Origin of the sequence: Actinokineospora inagensis DSM 44258 (genome assembly GCF_000482865.1) — a bacterium.
In the GTDB taxonomy this organism is placed as follows: Bacteria; Actinomycetota; Actinomycetes; order Mycobacteriales; family Pseudonocardiaceae; genus Actinokineospora; species Actinokineospora inagensis.
In genome coordinates this window covers 67,152-88,304 of the sequence record NZ_AXWW01000036.1, presented here as the reverse complement: position 1 = coordinate 88,304, position 21,153 = coordinate 67,152, and the positions used below count along the sequence as shown (strand labels likewise).

Sequence of the window (21,153 nt, the reverse complement as noted above, 5' to 3'; positions counted from 1 at the left end):
CCCGCCAGCCGGCTTAGGCCACCGCTCCCCCCAAACAAAACAACTCCACCACAACGGGCGGTTGGTGTCGGCGGGTCCCGAGGCGCGCGGTGCAGGTGTGGGACTTCGTCGATCAGGAGTAGGTTTTTTGGGGGTGCGGTGCGGGAGTGGCGCTTCGTCGGGGAGGGGTGGGTTTCGAGGGGCGCGGTGCCGGTGTGGCGCTTCGTCGACGAGAGGGGGGGTTGGGCGCGCGGTGCGAGCTGGGCGTGAGGGTTCTCGTGCGGCAATTTTTGGTGGGTGCGGGTGGGGCGAGTGGTGCGGTGGAGAGGGTGAGCGAATGAACGGGTGAGTGGGTGGGGTGAGCGGGTAGGTGGGTGGGGTGTTGGGAAATGGCGATGGGGCGCACCCCGCGCCGGGTGCGCCCCATCGTGTCTTTTAGGCGATTAGATCAGGGTTGCTCGTGTTGAGGCTTTTTGCGTTGCGGTGTCCGGGTAGGTGATGGACACCGTGACCGTCACTGCGCCGGTGGGGCGTTTGGCGGTTTTCCAGAGGTAGATGAATGAGTCGCTGAAGGGGTCGTAGAGGGGGGTGGTGGGGCGGAGGGTTTGGGTGCCGTCCACCGACAGTGACACGCGGCCGGTGAGGAGGAGTAGGGCGGAGGCGAGGGCGGGGATGGGGGTGCCGTTCGCGTCGACCAATTGGAAGCGGATTGTGGCCAGGTCGCCTGCTTTGAGTTTGCTGCCGTCCACGGGGGACAGGAACTTGATGCCCAGTTGGACGGTGTGGGTGGTGGTGCCGGTGCTGGCCGCGAACGAAACCGAGCCTGCGTAGTCGGCGCGGATGGTGTGGGGGCCGAGGGCCAGGCCGGTGATGGGCTGGCTGGTGGCGACACCGTTGACCAGGGTGACCGGGGTGCCTGCGGCGCGTCCGTCCACGGTGAACTGGATGGTGCCGTCGGGGCGGAGGCCTGCGGGGGCTGCCACGGTGGCGGTGAAGCGGACGGTGCCGCCGATCACGGAGGGGCTGGGGTTGCCGGTGACCGTGGTCGTGGTGGCGGCCTGGGTGATTCGCAGCGGGAACGGCTTGGTGACGGTGGAGACCGCGTTGGACGCGGTGACCGTCACGGTGAAGGTGCCCGCGACCGTCGGGGTGCCGGTGATGCGGCCGTCAGCGCCGATGGTGAGGCCCTGGGGGAGGCCGGTGGCGGTGACGGTTTGCGGGGAACCAGTGACAGCCAAGGCGCCGGTGTAGGCGACGCCGACCTTGCCGTCTGGCAGGGAGCCGTCGATGGTGACCGGGGCGATGGCGTTCACCACGACCGGCGAGGACACCGAACCCTGGAGGGAGTCGTTGCCCGCGTAAGAGGCCGTGATGGTGTGCGAGCCGGCAGTCAGCGGGACCTGCAGGGCCGCGACACCGTTGGCGAGGTCGGCCTGTCCGAGGACGTTAGCTCCGTCGAGGAAGGTGACCGTGCCGGTCGCGCCAGTTACCTGAGCAGACAGGCTCACCGGTGAGCCAGCCGCCACCGGGTTGGGCGAGGCGGTTAGGACGGTCGTGCTGGCGCCCTTGCCCACGGAAACGGTGACCGTGCGGTCTGTCGAGCCGTAGGGGTTGGTGGCGCGCACGGTGAAGGTGCTGTCACCAGCCTTGGTAGGCGTACCGGAGAGCACGCCCTCCTCGCTCAGGAACAGGCCTGCGGGCAGGGTGCCGGAAGCGAGCGACACAGCCGCCGAAGTGCTCAGGCCGAACGTGAACGAGTACGGCTGACCAACCACGCCGGGACCGGGGGTACCGGTGATCTGCGCTGGAGAACCGGGGCGGATGCCGACGAGGACCGGGTCGTGGTCGCTGGTGCGGAAGCGGTCCGGGGCGTAGAGCGACTGGACCTGGCCGGGGGTCTTGAACTCGGTGTTGTAGTCCAGCACCGACGGCTCGTCGGCGTTGGTGTGGGCCTCGGCGGCGCCGGTGACCTGGGGGACCAGCGACGGCGACGCGAGCGCGTAGTCGAGGTAACCCCACTGGCCGTCGAAGACGTACGAGTAGACCTCGTTGCCGCTGAAGGACTTGGGCAGGTTGACGTAACCCGCGTTCTCCAGGACCGCGATCGGGTCCTCACCGGCGTACGAGTTGAGGTCGCCGACGATCAGGACGTCCGGGTCGGCCGCCGCGGGCACGACGGTGTCCTTCAACCAGCGCGCCAGCTCGGTGGCCTGCTCGGTGCGGTGGGCGTTCCAGCAGCTCTGCCCGTCGCCCTGGTCGGTGTCCGGGCCGCTGGTCGGGCAGGACCCCTTGGACTTGAGGTGGTTGGCGACCACGGTGAACTTGGCGCCGTCCGGGGTGGCGTAGGTCTGCGCGACCGGTCGCCGCTCGAACAGGTCGTTCTGGTCGACGAAGGTGTCGCCCGCGACCGGGGTGACCCGGTCCTTGCGGTAGAGCTGGGCGGCGCGGATGGCGTCGGTGCCCGCCACGTCGACCACCCCGGTGGCGGCGTCGAAGTCGACGAACGACCAGACGTCGGCGCCCTCGGCCGCGTTGAGCGCGTTGACCAGGGCCTGGATGGCGCTGGTCGAGCCGTAGCCGTTGTTCTGCAGCTCCATCACGCCGGTGACGTCGGCGTCCAGCGACCGCAGCGCGGCGACCTCCTTGGCCAACTGCCGCTGGTACTCGGCGTCGTTGTTGGCGCCGCGGCAGTCGGTGGGGCCGCCCTTGGTGCCCAGGGTGCAGCCGGTGAAGGTGTTGAAGAAGTTCAGCAGGTTCGCGCCCGCCACGTGCACCGAACCGGCGCCGGTGTCCGGACGGGTGGTGGGCCGCTGGTTGACGGCGTCGAACACGGCCGAGCCGCCGAGCGCGCCGATCGGCCGGAGCCGGAAGGCGTTGCCGCTGGCCGCGTTGCCCGCCCACGTGTAGGTCAACACGCCGACCGGGGCGGTCACCGTGTCACCGCCGCGCAGCGTGTTCGACGCCGACAGCGGCTGCCCGCCGCGGCCGAAGACGATCGGGTCGGGGTTCTGCGTCTGGTCGGCGTCGTCGATGATCAACCGGCTCAGGTCGTTGGCGCGCTGCTTGGCCTGCACTGCGGCCTGGTCGGTGGCCCGGATGACCGAGGTGGGCTGCTGCAGCCTGCCGCCCGCGGAGACCACGACCTGGCCGAACCGGCCGAGCTGGAAGTGCTCGGTGACGGTCAGGGTCTGGTCGACCTTGACCAGCATGCCCTCGTACCGCTCCAGGTAAGCGGGGTCGGCCACCGGCAGCGTCACCGACACCGGCGCGATGTTGGCCCGCGTCCCGCACCCCTGCACGCCGGAGGCGCTCGCGGTGATCTGCGTCTGGCCCTGGTACTCCGACACCGGACCGGTCACCTGGACGACGTCGCCGTTGGACACCAGGTTGGCGCCGTTGTCGAAGACGAAGATGCCGTCGGAGGTGGCGTTGTCGCCGTCTCCGCCGTCCTGCAGGTAGAAGCCGCGCAGCGCGGGCTGCGGACCCTCGTAGTCCGCGACGACGGTGCCGCGCACGGACACGGTCTGCCCGGACTTCGGGCTGATGTCGCCGGTGCCCTCGACCGAGCCGATGGTCACGACCGGCGAGGTGCACGCGGGGGCGGCGCCGATGGCCACGGTCGTGCCGACGGCCTTGCGCTGCCACAGCGGCAGGTCCTTGGCGATGGCGCCGTCACCGTAGAACACGGTGTCGCCGTCGTCGCTGATCACCTGCGCGGACGACGAGTCGGTCAGCGGGTTCGGCACGTCCACGATCGCCTCGGGCTTGCCGACCGGGGTGAACCCGTCGAGCGAGCCCGCGCGCGGGAGCGGCTGGTGGGTGTTGTCGCCGTCCCAGCTGTAGAACTTGTACTCCCCCGCCGCACCGGTGCCCGCGTCGGACGGCCCGGCGATGATCAGGTACTGGTTGGCGGCGTTGCGCCGGATCTCCCGGATGCCGCGGCCGCCGAGGTCCCAGCGCAGCGGGGTGCCGAAGGCGGCTGTGACGCCGGTGGTCGGGTTGGCCGACACGAGCGCGGCGGCGTTGGTGACCGGGATGACCAGCGCCTTGCCGTCGGCGGTCAGCGGGCCGCGGAAGGCCAGCAGCAGCGTGGTGCCGTCGGGGGCGAACTCGGCGCCCTCGATGTTGACGCCGGTCGGGCCGCCCGCCCCGTCGCCCTCGGGGGCGCGGGCAGCGGCGGCGGTCAGGCCGAGCGCGTCACCGTTGGCGTGGTCCCAGGCGACCAGGTCGTCGCGCAGGTTCTGGTAGCTGCCGCCGAGGGCGATGGTGGTCCCGGTGCCGGTGCCGGTCACCGTGGTGGTGAACAGCTCCTGCCGGTTGAGCCGGGTCTTCGCCGAGGAGTTCTGGCCCTGCGAGCCGACCCAGAAGATCGTGTTGCCGGTGCGGGCCGCGGCCTCGATGTCGATCTCGCGGGTCACGTCGGTGTCGCGCAGCGCCAGACCGGCGGCACGGACGTCGATGCTCTGCGCGGGGTAGCGGGAGTGGTCGCGGTCGTAGACGCGCAGCACGTTGGTCTCGTCGTCGCCGACGACCATCGCGCCGTCACCGAGGTCGACGGCGGTGCTGGCGTCGCTGGCGCCGTAGTAGCTGTGCTGACCGGCGGGCAGCGCGCCGGACACGGCGACCGGGACGGCGGTGGACGCGGTAAGCGACCCGTCGGAGACGGTGACGGTCAGCGTCGCGTGGCCGACGGCGGCCGGAGTGAAGGTCAGCGTGCGGACGTCACTGGTGCCGGTGGCACCACCGGTGACGATGGACGGGTCGCTGCTGGTGACCGTCACGGTAAGACCGCTCGCCGGGGTCTCCTTGTCGCCTACGGTCACGGTGCGGACCGCGGGCGGGTTGTCCGGGTCGCCGACGGTCAGCGCCAACTCGGGCGCGCTGGTGATGGTCGGCGGGGTGTTCGGGGAGGTGGAGACCGTGACGGTCGCGGTGCGACTGTCGACCTGTCCACCCGGACCGGACACACGCACCCAGTAGCCGGTGGTGGCGGTCAGCGCGGGTGTGGTGAAGGTGTCGCTGGTCGCGCCGCTCACCGGGTTCGACGTGTCTCCCGCGGTGCCGCTGTACCACTGGTAGGTCAGCGGGCCGGTGCCGTTGGCGGCCACGGTGAGGGTCGCGGTGCTACCGGAAGCGACGGTGGAATCCTGCGGCTGCGTGGTGATCGACGGGGCCGTGGTGGCCGCGGCCGGGGCGAACGCGACGCCGCGCAGAGCCGTGTTGGTGGCCGCGGTGCGCAGCGTGGTCGCGGTCGCGGCGATCGGCGCGGCGGACGCGGCGGTGTCGTCGACCTTCACGAGGGTGTTGGTGGTGGTCGTGGCGAACAGGGTCGCCCCGGTGCCGCTCACGTCACCGACGAGACCGCGAACGGCGCTGCCACCCGGCTTGAAGGAACCGCGCGCGGTCCACGTGGTGCCATCGGAGGAGAACTTGAGGATGCCACCGGACGCGGAGTCGTCGGCGACATAGAGGGTGTCGACGCCGGGGACAGCGGGATCGCGGTCCACCGCCGCGAACGCGTACGGACTCGCGGCGGGAACCGTCAACGCCGGTGTCTGACCGCCGGTCGTGGGCAGACCGTTGCCGACCGCGTAAACGCCGGTGGTGCCGCTGCCGGTGCTGACGTAGAGCTGCCCGCCCGCGATACCCGCGACGCGGATGTTCGTCGGGTTGGCGGAGTTGATCTGCGTGCTGGCCCCGGTGGAGCCAAGAGGAACGAGACGGACGCCGCCGTTCGCGCCCACGGCCCAGAACCTGGAACCGTCGTCGGTGACCGCGCCGCGGATGTTGTTGCCGGAGAACGTGTCCGTGATGGTGGTGGACGTGTCCACCCCGCCCGAACCGTCCACGCGGGCGACGACCCGGCCGACCGCGGTGGTCGTCGAGCTCGCGATGCTCGCGGTGCCCGGGTCCGCGTCGTAGCCCGCGAGGGTCAGGTAGCGGCCGTCGGCGGACCGGGTCAACGCGCCTTCCGAGGTCGCGGACCCGCTCAAGGTCAGCCGCTTGCCCACGCCAGAAGTGGTGGGCAGCGGCACCGACTGCACGAGCGTGCCCGCCGGTGTGTACTCGTCGAGGAAGACCGCGGCCGCGGCGCTGCTCAGCGCCGAGTCACCGGTCCCCACCCTGGCCACCACGATGTTCCCGGGCGCGAACCCGGCAGCCGCGGCGGACGATTGGCCGGTGACCACCGCGACGGCCGAAGCCGCCAACGTGGTCACCACCAGCCCGCCGAGGAGACGACGCGGACGTGAGCGCACGTCACATTCCCCTTTGTTCACACAACATTGCCGGCTGAAACTAGATCGTGCGGCGAGTGGCCGATAGACCTGTTCGGGCAACGTTCAACGAGCGTGCATCCACCGTCCGTGGCGGTGGATTGCCACCAACCGGGCGGGACCGGACACCGTGGACCGGTCACCGTGACCACACCGAACCGGCGTTCGCGGTGACCTGGCGGGAATGTGCCGGGACTGCGCTGGGGTTCAGTCCCGGCGCTGCAGCAGGCTCGGCCCGATGATCCGGCGCACAACCCGCTTGTACAACGGCTTGGCGGCCTCCGCGGCCGCCTTCTCCGCCGCCGTCAACCGCTTCCCGTTCTTAGCGGTCGGCACTGTCGGCACTGTCGGGGCGGGTGGCGTGGCGGGAGCCGGGGGCTGGGGCGGCACCTGGGTGGTCGGGATGACCACCGTCGACTGCCCCACCTCGGCGGCCGGTGGCACCACACTTGGCGCGACCGCCGTCGGGTCGGTGATCACCGGCTGGGGCGCGGCAACCGGTGGCACACCGAACGCCGCGCCGTTCACCGCCTGCGCCCCATTCACCGGCGGCACCGAATCAACCGGCTGAGCACCATTCACGAGCGCCCCGTTGACCGGCGCCGCGTTGCGCACCTGGGCCCCATTGACGGGCGCCGCGCTCCCAGGCCGAACACCATTCACGAACGACCCGTTCACCAACTGGGCACCATTGGCAGGCGCCGCGGCCCCGGCGGGAAGGCTATTGACAGACGTCCCGTTCGCCGCTTGCGCGCCATTCACGGCCTGCGTGTTCAGTGGCTGGGCGCCATTCACGGGCACCCCGTTGACCGGCCGTGCGCCATTCCCGGACATCTCGCCCACGGGCTGAACGCCATTCACCGGCGCCCCGTTCACAACGGGCGGTGTGGGCGGCGTCACCTGCGCCGAGGGTGCGGGCTGAGGGCGCGGGGTGGGCTGGGGCGCGGGCCGCGGGGTGGCGGACTCGGCCGCCGTGAACCACGGGGAGGGCTCCGGCTCGACCGGCGCGGGCGCCTGCCCGGCATCGGTCTCGCGGGCGCTCACCGGCTCCGGCTCAACCCTGTTGACCTGCGGCGACCCCGGTTCCTGGGCGTCACCGGGCGCCTGGGCCCGGACTCCCTGCCGCTGGGTCGGCACCGGCGGCCGACCGGCCGCGGTGACCGGGGCGAACCGGACGGTCAGCGCGTTCTGGGCGGCAGGCTGGACGGTCGGGTGCGGTGCGGGACTCGGGGTCGGGTTCGGCACCCCCCGATCTTGTCATCCCGGTTCCGGCGATGCCATTCCGGGGTCCGTTCGAGCACCGGAATTCTCGGCGGTTGACCGGCCGATCGCGATTCGCGGACTCGCCCGGTCACCGGTGTTCGAATGGAGAACACCGCCTGATCACGAACAGATCAAAGGAGTGTCCCGCGGTCCAACTCGCCTGCCCGGTCACCGCGGTGGATCGGTCTGCCAGATGAACGAACCGGCGCCGACCTTGTCGGGCACGCCGAAGGCCAAGGCGCGGCGGTTGCCGGTGACGACGTCGGCGATGACGATGGTCTGGTCGAAACCGTTGGCCCGGACCGGCACCTTGGGCCAGGTGGAACCGTCCGGGGAGGTCCAGACAGCGCCGACCAGGCCGTCGGTGGTGCCGCCCGCGCCGATGAAGCCGGAACCCCAGTTGCGCAGGGCGGTGAGGTTGCGGTCCTGGACCGGGACGACGCCGGGGTCGGGGAGGTGGCCGGGCGCGAGGTCGGTGGGGTGCCAGGTGCCCGCGCGGCGGTACCAGATGTGGTGGCCGTTGTCCGGCCGGGTCGTGTCCTCCACCGGCCGCCGCTCGACGACCGTGGTGGACGAGTTGGCGCCGAGGTGGAACAGGTAGCCCGGGGCGTCCTGGGGAAACCCGACCGAGATGTCCTCCCACCGGTGGCCGTCGGGCGACGCGAGCAGGACGGTCGTGGCCAGGTCGGAGTCGACGACGAGGAAGCCGACCGGGGTCGCCGCGGCGTTCACGATGTGCGTCCAGCCCACGGCGGTGGTCGGGCGGATGTCCGGCTGGGGGAAGATCTTGCCGTCCGGCGAGTACCAGAGGTAGAGGTCGCTGTTCGGCTCGTCGAGGTCGTTGGCCCAGCCGACCACGAGGACCCCGTGTTCCCCGGTGACGATGGTGGCGTGCAGCGACTCGGTGTCCAGCACCTCGGTGGGGATCTTGTCCAGCGGCAGCGGGGTCGGCGTCCAGGTCGCGCCGTCCTGGGTGCGGTTGACGACCAACTCACCGCCGTGCCACCCGAGGAGGTACGCGGACGAGCCGTACCCGGCGACCGCACGCGGGTCGACGCGCACGGCGAACGGGCTCGTGTCGCGCCAAACGACACCGTCCGGCGAGGTATGAACCTGGACGGGGTGTGTGTAGTCGCTATACGCGGCGAGGAATCCGCCGTCCCAGCCCGCGAACTCGCTGCCGGAGATGAACTCGGGGGCGTTACGCGGCGTCAACCGGGTCCAGACGGGGTCCTTGAACGCGGGCGCGAACGGCGGGCTGACCGCGGTGGCACACGCGGCGATCAACACCACGGCCACCAGCGGAGCGGCCCGGGTCAGCATTGGCGGCGCCAGATCCCATTGTGGGCGTCGACGCAGAACGCCCGCGCCTGGGCTCCTCCGGCGATGTGAAATGGTTTTCCGTTGTCGTCGACCACGAGTTCGCCGCTGTCCGCCCCGGACGTCCACGCGAGCCGCAGCCGCCATTCGACATCGCCGTCCGTCACCATGGGAGTCATCTGCAACTGTTCGGGTTCGACATCGCTCACTCGATACGGGAATCCGACATTGCCAGGTTCCAGCACCACCCGCGGTGGCTCGACGTCCAGGTCGAGCCGGTACTGGCGTCGGGGGACCTCGCCCTGGCAGGAGTTCGGCAGGTAGTCCCCGGCGGGCGCGGGCGACCTGCGCACCACGTCGACCCGCATCGACTGCAGCACAACGGTTTTCCCGACCAAGCCCTGCACGGTCACCGCGAGTTCCCCACCACTGCCGCGCACGGCGTCCCCGCCTGGCGACTGGGCCAACGGGATCGTCTCCGCGCCGGTGTCGGGTACCAGCCACCCGGCGTGGCAACTCGGGCCGTAACCCGCCACCGCGGCCAGCGGGACCGCGGGTGCCGCGATTCCGGTTTCCGACCGCTCCGGCCGCAACACGATCACGACCACGGCGATGGTGGCGGCGAGGGCGATGCCGACGGCCCCCAACACCAGCGTCCCGCGTCGTTCGTGGCCGACGACGAGGTTGTCGACGTGCTCGGATTGCACGACGGTGCGCGCGGAGCCGCTCATCGAGTTCCGCGTCGGGTTCGGCGGCGAGTTCTCTGCGATGCCGACCACCATACCGACCCGGGAGGCGGGCGGACATTGACAAAAACCGCGCGCGGTTTTGCGACGGAAACGCGGTCCCGGGCCGTGTGGCGGGGTGGACCAGTCCAACACCCCGGGGATTGGACCGGTTTCCCGGGCGGTGGGAGCGGTACCTTGATGATCATGGACCGGGTATCCGACGCGAACAGCCTGGTGGAGTTGCTCGGGGACTGGACGACCGCGGGCGGGCCGCTCTACCGGAAGCTGGCGGGGGCGGTCGCCAGGGGCATCGAGGCGGGGGACCTGCCCGCCGGGGAGCGGCTGCCGTCCGAGCGGGACCTGGCCAGGCTGTTGACGGTCAGCCGGGCGACGGTGGTGGCCGCTTACGACGAGCTGCGCGGGCGCGGCCTGGTGGACAGCGTGCGCGGCAGTGGGACGCGGGTCAGTGCCCGGCCGCGGGGTGCCGGGGCGCGGGCGGTGGCGGTCCAGCCGCGGGCGGCGCGGATGATTTCGCTGGCGATGGCGATCGAGCCCGCGGCACCGGAGTTGGCCGAGGCGTACCGGGATCTAGCCGACGGCGAGCTCGCGGACCTGATGGCCGATGTCGGCTACCACCCCCGCGGCTACCCGCCGTTGCGCGCGGCCGTTGCGACCCACTACACCGAGATGGGGCTACCGACGGACCGAGACCAGGTCCTTATCACGACGGGTGCGCAGCAGGTGCTCGGTTTGGTCGCGCAGCTCTACTTACGTCCGGGACGCGTGGTGGTGGTGGAGTCGCCGAGTTGGCCTGCGTGTCTGGACGTGTTCCGCGCCGCGGGTGCCCGGGTGGTCGGGGTGCCGTTGGACGAAGAGGGGGTGCGCGCCGACCGGTTGGCGGCGGCGTTCGCCGAGGAGCGGCCCGCGCTGGCGTACCTGATGCCGACCTTCCACAACCCGACCGGCCGGTTGATGTCGATGGCCAGACGCAGGCGGGTGGCCGAACTGGCCGCCCGCTTCAACGTGCCGGTGCTGGAGGACAACGCGTACAGCGGGGTGCAGGCGCTCGCCCCGCCGCCACCGGTCGGCGCGTTCGCCCGCGGCAACGCCGAGGTGCTGACCGTCGGCTCGATGGCCAAGTCGGTGTGGGGCGGCCTGCGGATCGGCTGGGTCCGCGGCCCGGTCGCCATCACCGAGCGGCTTGCCCGGTACAAGATCCGCGCCGACCTGGGCAGCTCGGTGCTGGACCAGGCGCTGGCCGCCCGGCTGCTGCCCCGGCTGGACGAGATCACCGCCGCCCGCGCCACCGTCCTGCGCGCCCGGCTGAACCACCTGCGGGCGCTGCTCACCGCCCAGTTGCCCACCTGGCGCTGGCAGTCCCCCGACGGCGGTTCCGCGCTGTGGGTGACCCTGCCGGACACCAACGCGCAGATCTTCGCCCAGGTCGCCGCCCGGCACGGGGTCGAGGTGGTCCCCGGCTCGACCACCGACCCGTCCGGCCACCACGACAACTACCTGCGGCTCCCGTTCACCTTCCCCACCGACACGCTCACCGAACTGGTCCGCCGCCTGGCCACCGCCTGGGCCGACCTGCAACGGCACGGCCCGGTCACCGAGACCAGCCCGGTCGTCTGAGGCACCGCGCGGACCCGGGCTCAGTCCTCGGGCAGCGGCGGCAGCGGTGTGGTGATGCCCTTGACGGCCAGCAGCATCAGCGCGTCCGCCCTGGCCGGGTGGTGTTCGGTGGCGGTGGCGATGGCGTGCACGAGGTCGAGCAGGTCGTCCACCTGGACGTCCGGGTTGCAGGCGCCCGCCTGCTTGGCGCGGGTGATCAGCTTCTCGGCGGCGGCGCGGACCAGGTCGCGACAGGGTTCGCCGAGCCCGGCCTCGCTGGTCCTGTACGTCATCGCGGTGGCCAGGCCGGGGTTGGTCGCGGTCAGGTCGATCACGATGCGCAGCCAGTCGGCGAGGGCCTCGCCGGGGGCCGGGTCGGCGAGCAGGGTCTCGGCCTGGGTGACCAGGGACTCGACCCGGTCGCGCAGGACCAGTTCGAGCAGGTAGGCGCGGGTGGGGAAGTGCCGGTACAAGGTGGCGGAGCCGACACCGGCGCGCCGGGAGATCTCCTCCAGCGAGGCGTTGGCCCCCTGTTCTCGGACGACCACGTGCGCCGTGGCGAGGATGGTGTCGCGGTTGCGCCGCGCGTGCGCCCGTAGGCGCTTCTCGGTCGTGGGCGGCACTGGTTTCCTCCGTCGCGGCCAACTGGGGTTGCCTTCCGGATTGTACCGGGGTGTACCCCTGGGTCGGCGCCGAACCCGGTGATCCGTTCCACTGTGGACGACTTCCCGGCCGTCGTCACGCTGCGCTACCGGGGTCCGATCGGTCTTGACCTGGTCAGGGGCCTGCGCCCGGGTGGCCGGTCGCGGGCGTGCTGACCGCAAGCGACCGGTGCCGGATCAGCCCGGGGCCTTGCCCGACGAGGGCAACACCAGCCGGTTAAAGAGCCGGTCCAGGTCCGCGTCCGGGTCGCTGGTGAGACCCGGGTGCGTCGGTGACGTTTGGACCAGAGTGCTGCGCGGCGCCGTCAGCCACCGGAAGCGCTGCCCCAACGAGATGCCGGTGACCGGGGCCCGTTTCTCGCTGCCGTCGCACGCGCCGCACAACTGGGTCAACGCGGCGGTGAGCGTGTCCATGTCGAGCTCTTGGTCCAACGCGCGGAGGCGGTCCGGGTCGACGTGGCTGCGGCAGCGCAGGTAGTCCAAGTCGGCGCAGTACAGGAGGACGCCGACGTTCATCGACTCGCCGCGGTCTTGCCGGGGTACGGCGCGCAGCAGCGCGTACTCAAACACGTGCGGCACGGGTCGCCTCCACTTCCCCAACCCACCGCGGCGAGTCGGCCACCTTCGCCGCGAAGTACGCCCGGTAGGCCTGCCGGGCCCGATCAGGCGTGTCGAACGCCGGGTCCAACCAGTCGTCGGGCACCAACGCGAGCACGTCGTCCAAGGCGGGCAACACCTTCGGCCCCAACTCCGCATCTATGTCCGCGACCGAGCCCGCCACGGGCAGCATCACGTGGTCACTCGCGTCGTATCGATAAGAGGCCGCTGGTCGCCACCCTTCGGCGAAGCGGTGGTGGAAGTAGAGGGAGGCACCGTGATCGATGAGCCACACGTCGCGATGCCACAACAACAAGTTCGGGTTGCGCCAACTGCGGTCCACGTTGAGCACCAAAGCGTCCAACCACAACACCCGCGCCGCCAAATCGGCCCCCGGATCACGCACCAACGGCGTGAAGTCGAACGAGCCCGGCAGGAAATCCACCCCGAGGTTGCGCCCACCACTCGCGCGGAGGAGTGACTGCACCTCGTGGTCCGGCTCGGCCCGGCCGAGGTCGGGATCGAGGTCCACCACCACGAGCTCCGGCACCGGCAACCCCAACGACCGCGCCAACTCCCCCACCACGACCTCGGCCACCAGCGCCTTGAGCCCCTGCCCGGCGCCCCGGAACTTCACCACGTACATGCCGAGGTCGTCCGCCTCGACCAGTCCGGGCAGCGATCCGCCCTCCCGCAACGGAGTCACATACCTGGTCGCGGCCACGGTCCGCAGGGGTGACGACACCCCCGAATCATGCCTCACACCAGTTCGTCACGAACGCGGCGCAGGTAGTCCTGTTCGGTCATGTCCGGCGTCAGCTCTATCGCACGCGTGTACTCCTTGGCGGCTTCCGCGAGACGGTTAAGGCGGCGGAGCAAGTCGGCTCTTACCGCGTGGAAGACGGGATAACCCTCCAACTCCAGCTCGTCCACCAAGTCCAGAGCCTCGGCCGCCCCACGCACCTCCGCCACTGCCACCGCGCGGTTCAACCGGGCGACTGGAGTGGGTGCGTACAAGAGGAGTTGGTCATAGAGCGCCACCACCTGAGTCCAGTCCGTCGGCGGGTCCGTGTGGACGGCGTTGATGGCGGCCTGGATCTGGTACGGCCCCGGCGCGCCCCGCCGCAGACACCACCGGACCAGGTGGTGGCCCTCGGCGATCATGGCGTGGTCCCAACGCCGCCGGTCCTGGTCGGCCAGCGGCACCAAGACCCCGTCGACGACCCGGGCGGCCCGGCGGGCGTCGGTGAGCAGCACCAAGGCGAGCAGCCCGACCGCCTCGGGTTCGTCCGGCATGAGCTCGACCAGCAGGCGGGCCAGCCTGATCGACTCGACGCACAGTTCGGCGCGGTGGCGGGCGTGCCCCTCGGTGAAGACCAGGTAGACGACGGCGAGGACCGAGCGGAGCCGGTCGGGCAGGTCGGCGTCCACCGGCACCCGGTACGGGATGCGGGCGCCGCGGATCTTGTTCTTCGCCCGGACCAGCCGCTGGGCCATGGTGGTCTCGGGGACCAGGAAGGCGCGGGCGATCTCGGCGGTACCCAGGCCGCCGAGCAGGCGCAGGGTGAGCGCGACCTGCGCGGGTCGACCGAGCGCGGGGTGGCAGCAGGTGAAGATCATGCGGAGCCGGTCGTCGCGCACCGGGCCCTCCTCGTCGACCGGGTGGTCGGTGGCGTGCAGCAGGGCGGCTTGGGCGTGCCGGTCGTCCCGGGTGGCCTCGCGGCGGAGCCGGTCGATGGCGCGGTTGCGGGCGGTGGTGATGATCCACCCGTCCGGGGCGGGCGGCACCCCGCGGTCCGGCCACACCACCACGGCGGTGGCGAAGGCGTCCTGGACCGCGTCCTCGGCGATGTCGATGTCGCCGAGGACGCGGGTCAGGACCGCCACCGCCCGGCCGTACTCGCGGGCGAAGACCCGTTCGACCGAGTCGGTCACGTCAGCCGCGCGACACGCACGGGCGGACCTCGATCGGCAGGGTGGTCGCCACCGCGGCCCGACGACCCCAGGCCAGCGCGGCGTCCAGATCGGGCGCCTCGATCACCCAGAACCCGCCGACGTGCTCACGGCCCTCGGTGTAAGGGCCGTCGGTCAGTAGGACCTCGTCGTCCTTCGCGCGCACCACGGTGGCGGTGTGCGGGGGCAGCAGGCCCGCGTTGAACACCCACGCACCTGCCGCGCGCAGGTCGTCGTCGAGCTCGGTGACCCGAGCCATGATCGGCCCGAGGAACTCGGGCGCGGGCGGCTCGCCGTCGGGCTGCTGGATGTTGAGCAGGTACTGGGCCATGTCGGTTCCTCCCGGTGGTGACTGGTCACCTGGTACACGAACGGCTGCCTCGCGGATCGACACTTCGGCGAGAGCTGTTTTCGGCGAGTCCTGACTGTACGGTTCCGGTCATGTCGCAGCCGCCGTCGCAGGACCCACGCCGACAGCCCCACCGGCCCGGGGGGCAGCCGCAGGAGCCCGGTCATCGACAGGACCCGTACCGCCAAGATCCCTACCGCGAGGATCCGTACCAACAAGCCCCTTACCAACAAGATCCCTACTACGACCAGCAGGGCTCTTACGGCCAGCAGGACCCGTACCACCGACAGCAGCCGGGCTATCCACAACAGGGCTACCAACAACAGGGTTATCAGGATCAGGGCTACCGGCCGCCCGCGCAGCAACCCCAGCAGCAACGACCGGCCGCGCCTCGGGCGACGCCGAGCCAGGCGGCCCCGCCACGTCCGTCGGCTCCGTCCCGTTCAGGCGGTCTCCCCCGCGTCCCCGGCGTCGGCCTGGTCTTGGCCGTCATCGGTTCGGTCGTGCAGTTGCTGTGCCTGACGCTGCTGCCCTGGGCCACCGGGGACCACAACTCGCAGACGCTGTTCACCCTGGTCAAGAACCTCGCCGACGGCAAGGCGCACGGCTTCGCCGACTGGTACGTCCTGCTGTTCAGCTCCCCGCTGATGGTCCTGGGCATCCTGCTGTCCTTCGCCGCCGTGCTGGAGTCGGTGGCGATGAAGATCATCTGGGCCGGGCTGGCCCTGCTCGGCGCGGGCTACCTGGCGTTGCGCTTCGGTCTGGGGCCCGCGACCGGCCTGTTCGGTGTGCGGAAGGACTTCAGCACACGGGACGTGATCGTGGCGATAGTCGCCGTGGCCGTCATCGTGGTGGTGGTGTTCGTGTTGAAGGCGGCCGTCGCCAACTTCCGCCGGGTGGCGGGTTTGATCCTGTTGGTGCTGTCCGGCGTGCACATCACCGCGGCCGCCGATCTCGCGTCGGGCTTCCAGCACCTGAGCGTGGGCTCGTTCGGGCCGTCCCTCGGCTATCTGCTGACCGGTGTGGCAGCGCTCATCGGCCCCAAGCGCTTCGCGCCGTAACGATTCCTGCCCAACCCCAGTGCCGGGGTGATCGGACGGTGGTGGGCAGCCGCGTGCGGGCGTCGCCGCGGGCCGAGTCCACTTGCGACTGGATGAGGAACAGCGCGCCGGTGAGGTCGGCTCCGCGCAGGTCGGCGCCCCGCAGGTCCGCGCCGATCACATCGGCTCCGCGTAGATCGGCTTCGCGCAGGTCGGCGCCGATCAGGTGGGCACCGCGCAGGCTCGCGTCCCGCAGGTTCGCCCCGCGCAGCCGCGCGCCCACCAGGTCCGCGCCCCGGTGGTCGACGCCGCGGCCCCGAACCCGCGTGCTGACCGCCAGCAGCACCGTGTTGACCTTGCGCCGGTGCGCGTGGACGTCGACCGTGCGCGCGCCTGCTTCGGCAAGGCGCTCGGTCAGCCGCTCGGTCTCGGCCCTCAGGGCGACGACATCGGCCCGCACCGCCTCGGCGCCGGGAACCCGTTCCGCCTCGGTCAGGTACCAGAGCAGTTCGTGCAGGTCCCGCATGATCGGGAAGACGTCCTGGGCGTCGTCCGGCGCGACCCGGGTGACCTGCTGTCCGGCGCCGAAGCAGTCGTACACCGTGCAGCCGGTGAACCCGCTCGTCCGCAGGTCGGCGTGGATGCCGCACCGGTGGTCCGCCAGCAGGTTCGGACAGGCCCGACCGGCGGGCTTGTCGATGGCGAAGTCGGTCGACCTGCTGAACGCCGGTACCCGGCAGCACAGGGCGTCGCAGGAGGCGCAGTCCGCGCGCAGCGCCGCGAAGGGGTCCGCTGACAACTCCACACATGCTCCCCGGGTCGACGCCGAACGCCCAGCGTAGGCGGTGGGGCGGTGCGCACAACCGGCCGGGCCGCGGAAAGCCGGCATCTGTGAACCGGCATGTCGGATCGGTCAAGATAGGGGGATTTCCCCCATGTTGGGGGTCGGCGGGCTGCCTAGGGTCCAGACAAGTCTGCTGCCGGACCCTGAGGAGTGTTCGCCATGGCGGTGTCCCAGTTGTCCCTCTCCGGAGCCGGAGCGGCCAGCCTGGCCAACCCGGACGGCCGGGCGCGGGCCCGGTTCCGCGGCGCCAGGGGCGGGGTGGGCCCGGTGACCCTCGGGCAGCGCAACGTGCTGCGCTGGGTCGGGCAGGACGGCGACCGGTCGGGGGTGCTGCCCGCGTTCGTGGAGTTGGGTCCTGGCTGCACGGTGGCCGAGATCGTCGGCGCGCTCGGCGTGCTGGTGGCCCGGCACGAGGCGCTGCGGACCACGTTCGAGCTCGACGACCCGGAGGCGCCCCGGCAGCGGGTGCACGACGAGGGTGAGGTCGAGCTGACCCTGCACGAGGTGTCCGGTGACCGGCTGACCTTCATCGGCGAGCTGGTGTTCTGGGCGCTCGGGGTGCCGTTCGACGTGGTCAACGGGCTGCCGCTGCGGGTGCTGGTGATCACCGAGGACGGCGCGCCGACCGTGGTGGTGCTGGTGTTCAACCACGTGGCGGTGGACGCGGCGGGCGCGGCGATCGTGGGCGAGCAGATGACCGCGCTGCTGGCCGGCCGGGACGACCTGGCCGAGGAGCGCGGGCACCAGCCGCTGGACCAGGCCGAGTGGGAGCACTCCGAGGTCGGGCAGCGGCGGACCCGGTCGGCGTTGAAGTACTGGGACACCCGGCTGCGCCAGGTGCCGCAGGCGATGTGCGCGATGCCGCCGCACCCGGACGGCGCCAAGGGCTACCTGGAGCGCCGGATGGTGTCGAGCGCGATCGCCTCGGCGGTGCGCATCCTGTCCGCGCGCACCGGGGCCAGCCACTCGACGGCGGTGCTGACGGCGGCCTCGGCGCTGGTGGCGGTGCGGACCGCGACGCCGGAGGGGGTGATGGTGTCGATCTGCGGCAACCGGTTCCGCTCGTCGTGGCGGGAGTACGTGGGCCCGTTGGCGCAAGACGCGCTGGTGCCATTCAGGCTCAACGACGACGCCACCTTCGACGACGTGCTGCGGCAACTGCAGGCAACCACCATCAACGCTTACCGCTACGCGCAGTTCGACTCGGCGGAGCTGTGGGACGTGATAAACAAAGTCGGCCGCGAGCGCGGCACCCACTTCCACCGCGACGCGGTGTTCAACGACCTGGGGGCCGCGTCGGCCACGGCGGCGGTCAACGCGCCGGAGGACCCGGTGGCGGCCATGGCGGACACCGAGATCGTCCCGATGGGCGACCGGGCGCTGCCGACCGCGTTCCTGCTGACCCTGGGCGGGGTGGACGAGACCCAGGCCGATGTCCGCCTGCACGTGGACACCCGCCGGTTCGCCCCCGCCGAGGTCGACCAGTTCCTGCTGGCGCTGGAGCGGCTGCTGGTGACGGCCGCGACCGGCGAGGTGCGGGTACGCGACATCGGCGCGGTGACCGGCGTCGAACCCGTCGTGCGCGGCGCGAACTGGCAGGTGCTCGACTCGTCGTGGGTGGACCTGGTCGCCGTGCGCGACGTGTTGGAGGCCGCGGTCGGCCCGGACGGCTCGGTCGACGAGATCGACGTGGCGGAGGACCGCGTCAGCGTGCGGGTGACGTCGGCGGACGCGACCCCCGAGTCGCTGCACGAGTCGGTGTTGGCCGCGCTGCCGAAGAACCCGGGGGCGATGGCCCCGCACCACTATGTGATCCAGGACATCAAGGGAGTGGTATCGCGATCCGGTTCGGGCCGCGCTACTGCCGAATAGCTCGGTAATCTAAGATCGCCACCGTCACCAATTGCGTTGAGCGAATGTTGGGGGTGGCGGATGGAACGTCCTGCCCGCGCGCCCCTTGTCGGTCGGACGACAACACTTTCCGCACTCCACCGGTCACTCGACGCGCTGCTCAGCGGCCAGTCCAGGGTGCTGGCCGTCACCGGGGAGGCGGGCGCGGGCAAATCCCGCCTGCTCACCGAGTTGGCCGCGCTCGCCGATTCCGCCGGCCTGCCGGTGTTTTCCGCCGATTTGTCTCACCCGTCGAACGAGTGGCGATCCGACGTTTTCCCGGCGGTCGTGCTGCTGGACGGCGTCACCGGTTCCGGATGGTGGGAATCGTTGTTGTCCCGGGCACCCGCCGGACCGTTGTTGGTCGCCATTTCCTACCGGGACGGCTGCGCCGCCGTGCCACCTGTGCTGGCCCGCACGCCCTGGCACGTCACCCGCTTACCCCTCCAACCCCTCACAGCGGACGACGTCGCCGCGCTCCTGCCGAACAAGCCCGACCACGTAAGACGAGAACTCCTGCACGCCAGCGCCGGTAACCCCCTCTACCTCACCGCGCTGTCCGGGGTAACCGACCTCGGTTCCCCCCTACCGCCTGACGTCCTGTCTGTCGCCACCGGCGAAGTGATGTCACTCGACGAGACCTCCCGCGAGGTGGTTTTCGCGGTCGCCTCGGCGGGCCTACCGGCCGACCTCGAACTCGTCGTGCACATCACCGGTTTGCCCGAGGCCGCCGTACTGCGCGCGCTGGACGCTCTTGTCGTCGCCGGGCTCGTGACCATGTCCGACAACAAGGTCACTTTCCGCCATCCCCTCGTCCACACCGCGACCTACGAGTCCGCAGGCGTGGCCCGGCGCGTGCACGCCCACCGCCGAGCCGCCAAGTACCTCCACGAACGCGGCGGCCCCCTCCCCCTGCTCGCCTACCACCTCTTCCCCACCGCGACCTACGGCGACACCGAAGCGGCCAACACCCTGGTCGAGGCAGCCAAGTCCGTCCTCGACTCGTCCCCCACCACCGCCGCGAGCTGGCTCGACCGGGCGACGCAGATCCTGCCGCACGACCCCAGCCTGTCGCCCCTCCTGGGCTACGCCCTCAGCCTCAGCGGCAACCTCCACCGCAGCCGCGAAGTCCTGCACCGAGACCTCACCGACGACCGGTCCGTTGTCGCCTGCGCCCGCGTCGAACGCCTCCTCGGCCACTACGCGGAGGCCGACGCGCTGCTCACCCGAGTCCCCAGCTCCCCCGACCGGGCCCTCATAGCCCTCCTGCGCGGCGACCCGGCCGCCTGCGTCACCCTCGCGACCGACCCGGTCCTCCTGGCCCTGGGTCAACTGCACGCGTCCGGCACCTGTGACCCCCGCCCCGCCGCCACCGTGGTCGACGGCCTTGCCGATCCCGCCGCCATCGACCACCTCCCCTGGCTCGCCTGGGCCGAACTGGACACCGGCCACCTCACCGACGCCGCCCGACACATCCGCCGGGGCCTCGACTTCGCCCACTCCACCACCCGCCGATCAGCCCTCCCCGAACTCCTGACCGTCGCCGCCGCCCTCGCCACCACACGCGGCAACCTGAACGAGGCCCGCGCGCACTGCCGCGAGGCCCGCGCCCTCGCCCAGTCCATGGGCAGCGATGAACTCGTCGGGTTGGCGAACGCGGTAGAGCTACCGGCCATCTTGTGGCAGGAAGGCCCCGACGCCGTAGTCGCGCCCGCTGTGCAGTCTTCGTGGTGGGCGGAACTGGCCAACCTCACGCTCGCCACCACCCATCTCGCAGCAGGCAACTACGCCACCTGCCTCGCCCACATCACCACCACCGCAGGCAGCGACCTGGCCAAGGTGAGCCCCCTCCACCGCCCGACCTGGGCAGGCCACCTCGCCATCGCCCTAACCCGCCTCGGCAAACCCGACGAAGCCCACCACTGGCTCGCCTCCGCCGACCCCCTGGCCCGCTCCCAGGTCTTCGCCGACACCGCCCGTACCGAAGCCACCACCCCCCGCACCGAAACCCCCCTCCACCAGGCCATGGCCCGCGAACTCCTCGCCGACCACCTCGCCACCGAAGGCAACCTCGCCGCCGCCCGCACCGAACTCGGCAAAGCCAAAGAGGGCTACCAATCCTGCGGCGCCACCTGGCTCTCCACCCGAGTCCGCCTCACCGAAACCCGCCTCGGCGCCCGCGCCCCCCGCCCCCGCCGCCCCCACGGCACCGTAGAAGCCCTCTCCGGCCGCGAACTGGAAGTAGCCGAACTGGTCGCCGCAGGCCTCACCAACCGCGAGGTCGCCACCCGCCTCTTCCTCAGCAGCAAAACCGTAGAAGGCCACCTAGCCCGAGTCTTCACCAAACTCGGCGTCAAATCCCGCATCGGCGTAGCCCAACGCCTAGCCGCCCGCTCCACCTGACCCAACGAATGCCCCACCCCCCGAGAAGATCGCGAGGAGCAAGCGGCAGACCAGGAGGCGGGCATAGGGAGGGAGGGAGGGACGCCGAAACAGGAAAAGGGGAAAGAAACAAGGGAGAAGAAGAGCAAGAGAATGAAAGGAGGAGCAGGGAGCAGGGAGCAGGGAGCAGGGAGCAGGGAGCAGGGAGCAGGGAGCAGGGAGCAGGGAGCAGGGAGCAGGGAGCAGGGAGCAGGGAG

At 71.2% G+C, this 21,153-nt stretch carries 15 protein-coding genes; 5 read left to right on the top strand and 10 right to left on the bottom strand.

What is annotated here, in order from left to right; genetic code table 11:
• Window positions 1–422 precede the first annotated feature (422 nt).
• Both H504_RS0115755 and H504_RS43650 read right to left on the bottom strand, forming a co-directional pair.
• Entirely contained in the window at window positions 423–6,236 is a 5,814-nt protein-coding gene (locus tag H504_RS0115755; RefSeq protein ID WP_026423548.1) for an ExeM/NucH family extracellular endonuclease, read from the bottom strand.
• A 225-nt stretch (window positions 6,237–6,461) separates the two neighbouring features.
• Entirely contained in the window at window positions 6,462–6,590 is a 129-nt protein-coding gene (locus H504_RS43650; protein WP_281173634.1) for a hypothetical protein, read from the bottom strand.
• 67 nt (window positions 6,591–6,657) lie between these two features.
• Here H504_RS43650 and H504_RS41335 point away from each other — a divergent pair, with 67 nt between their 5' ends.
• A complete protein-coding gene (locus H504_RS41335) occupies window positions 6,658–6,825 on the top strand; it encodes a hypothetical protein (RefSeq protein ID WP_157440448.1) in 168 nt (55 codons plus the stop codon).
• Between the two features lie 860 nt (window positions 6,826–7,685).
• On the opposite strand, the gene H504_RS0115745 is transcribed toward H504_RS41335, so the two are convergent.
• Together H504_RS0115745 and H504_RS0115740 are read right to left on the bottom strand one after the other, a co-directional pair.
• Window positions 7,686–8,840 (bottom strand): hypothetical protein, encoded by a 1,155-nt coding sequence (locus H504_RS0115745; protein ID WP_026423546.1) that lies wholly within the window; start codon window positions 8,838–8,840, stop codon window positions 7,686–7,688.
• The gene (locus H504_RS0115740; RefSeq protein ID WP_157440447.1) at window positions 8,834–9,616 is read right to left on the bottom strand and encodes a hypothetical protein; all 783 of its coding nucleotides are present in this window, start codon (window positions 9,614–9,616) and stop codon (window positions 8,834–8,836) included. Before H504_RS0115740 ends, H504_RS0115745 begins: the two co-directional genes overlap by 7 nt.
• A gap of 153 nt (window positions 9,617–9,769) precedes the next feature.
• Here H504_RS0115740 and H504_RS0115735 point away from each other — a divergent pair, with 153 nt between their 5' ends.
• Window positions 9,770–11,200: an aminotransferase-like domain-containing protein gene (locus H504_RS0115735; RefSeq protein ID WP_026423544.1), complete on the top strand. Its 1,431-nt coding sequence runs from the start codon at window positions 9,770–9,772 to the stop codon at window positions 11,198–11,200.
• Window positions 11,201–11,220: 20 nt separating this feature from the next.
• Here H504_RS0115735 and H504_RS0115730 read toward each other — a convergent pair whose 3' ends face one another.
• From H504_RS0115730 to H504_RS0115705, 5 genes are all read right to left on the bottom strand, one after another.
• The gene (locus H504_RS0115730; RefSeq protein WP_026423543.1) at window positions 11,221–11,802 is read right to left on the bottom strand and encodes a TetR/AcrR family transcriptional regulator; all 582 of its coding nucleotides are present in this window, start codon (window positions 11,800–11,802) and stop codon (window positions 11,221–11,223) included.
• 216 nt (window positions 11,803–12,018) lie between these two features.
• A complete protein-coding gene (locus H504_RS0115720) occupies window positions 12,019–12,420 on the bottom strand; it encodes a DUF3037 domain-containing protein (protein WP_026423542.1) in 402 nt (133 codons plus the stop codon).
• Window positions 12,404–13,183, bottom strand: coding sequence for a HipA family kinase (locus H504_RS35375; RefSeq protein ID WP_157440445.1), 780 nt, complete (start codon window positions 13,181–13,183; stop codon window positions 12,404–12,406). The genes H504_RS0115720 and H504_RS35375 overlap by 17 nt, the downstream gene beginning before the upstream one ends.
• A gap of 14 nt (window positions 13,184–13,197) precedes the next feature.
• The gene (locus tag H504_RS0115710) at window positions 13,198–14,373 is read right to left on the bottom strand and encodes an RNA polymerase sigma factor (RefSeq protein ID WP_026423541.1); all 1,176 of its coding nucleotides are present in this window, start codon (window positions 14,371–14,373) and stop codon (window positions 13,198–13,200) included.
• Window position 14,374: 1 nt separating this feature from the next.
• A complete protein-coding gene (locus tag H504_RS0115705; protein WP_026423540.1) occupies window positions 14,375–14,722 on the bottom strand; it encodes a YciI family protein in 348 nt (115 codons plus the stop codon).
• 110 nt (window positions 14,723–14,832) lie between these two features.
• Here H504_RS0115705 and H504_RS43645 point away from each other — a divergent pair, with 110 nt between their 5' ends.
• A complete protein-coding gene (locus H504_RS43645) occupies window positions 14,833–15,801 on the top strand; it encodes a hypothetical protein (protein WP_157440444.1) in 969 nt (322 codons plus the stop codon).
• Here the strand turns inward: H504_RS43645 and H504_RS35370 are convergent.
• The gene (locus H504_RS35370; RefSeq protein WP_035304483.1) at window positions 15,773–16,585 is read right to left on the bottom strand and encodes a pentapeptide repeat-containing protein; all 813 of its coding nucleotides are present in this window, start codon (window positions 16,583–16,585) and stop codon (window positions 15,773–15,775) included. The two genes, H504_RS43645 and H504_RS35370, sit on opposite strands and share 29 nt — an antisense overlap.
• A gap of 198 nt (window positions 16,586–16,783) precedes the next feature.
• On the opposite strand from H504_RS35370, the gene H504_RS0115690 reads away from it, so the two are divergent.
• Window positions 16,784–18,496 (top strand): condensation domain-containing protein, encoded by a 1,713-nt coding sequence (locus tag H504_RS0115690; RefSeq protein WP_026423538.1) that lies wholly within the window; start codon window positions 16,784–16,786, stop codon window positions 18,494–18,496.
• A 60-nt stretch (window positions 18,497–18,556) separates the two neighbouring features.
• Window positions 18,557–20,917: an ATP-binding protein gene (locus tag H504_RS43640; RefSeq protein ID WP_084467750.1), complete on the top strand. Its 2,361-nt coding sequence runs from the start codon at window positions 18,557–18,559 to the stop codon at window positions 20,915–20,917.
• Window positions 20,918–21,153 lie beyond the last annotated feature (236 nt).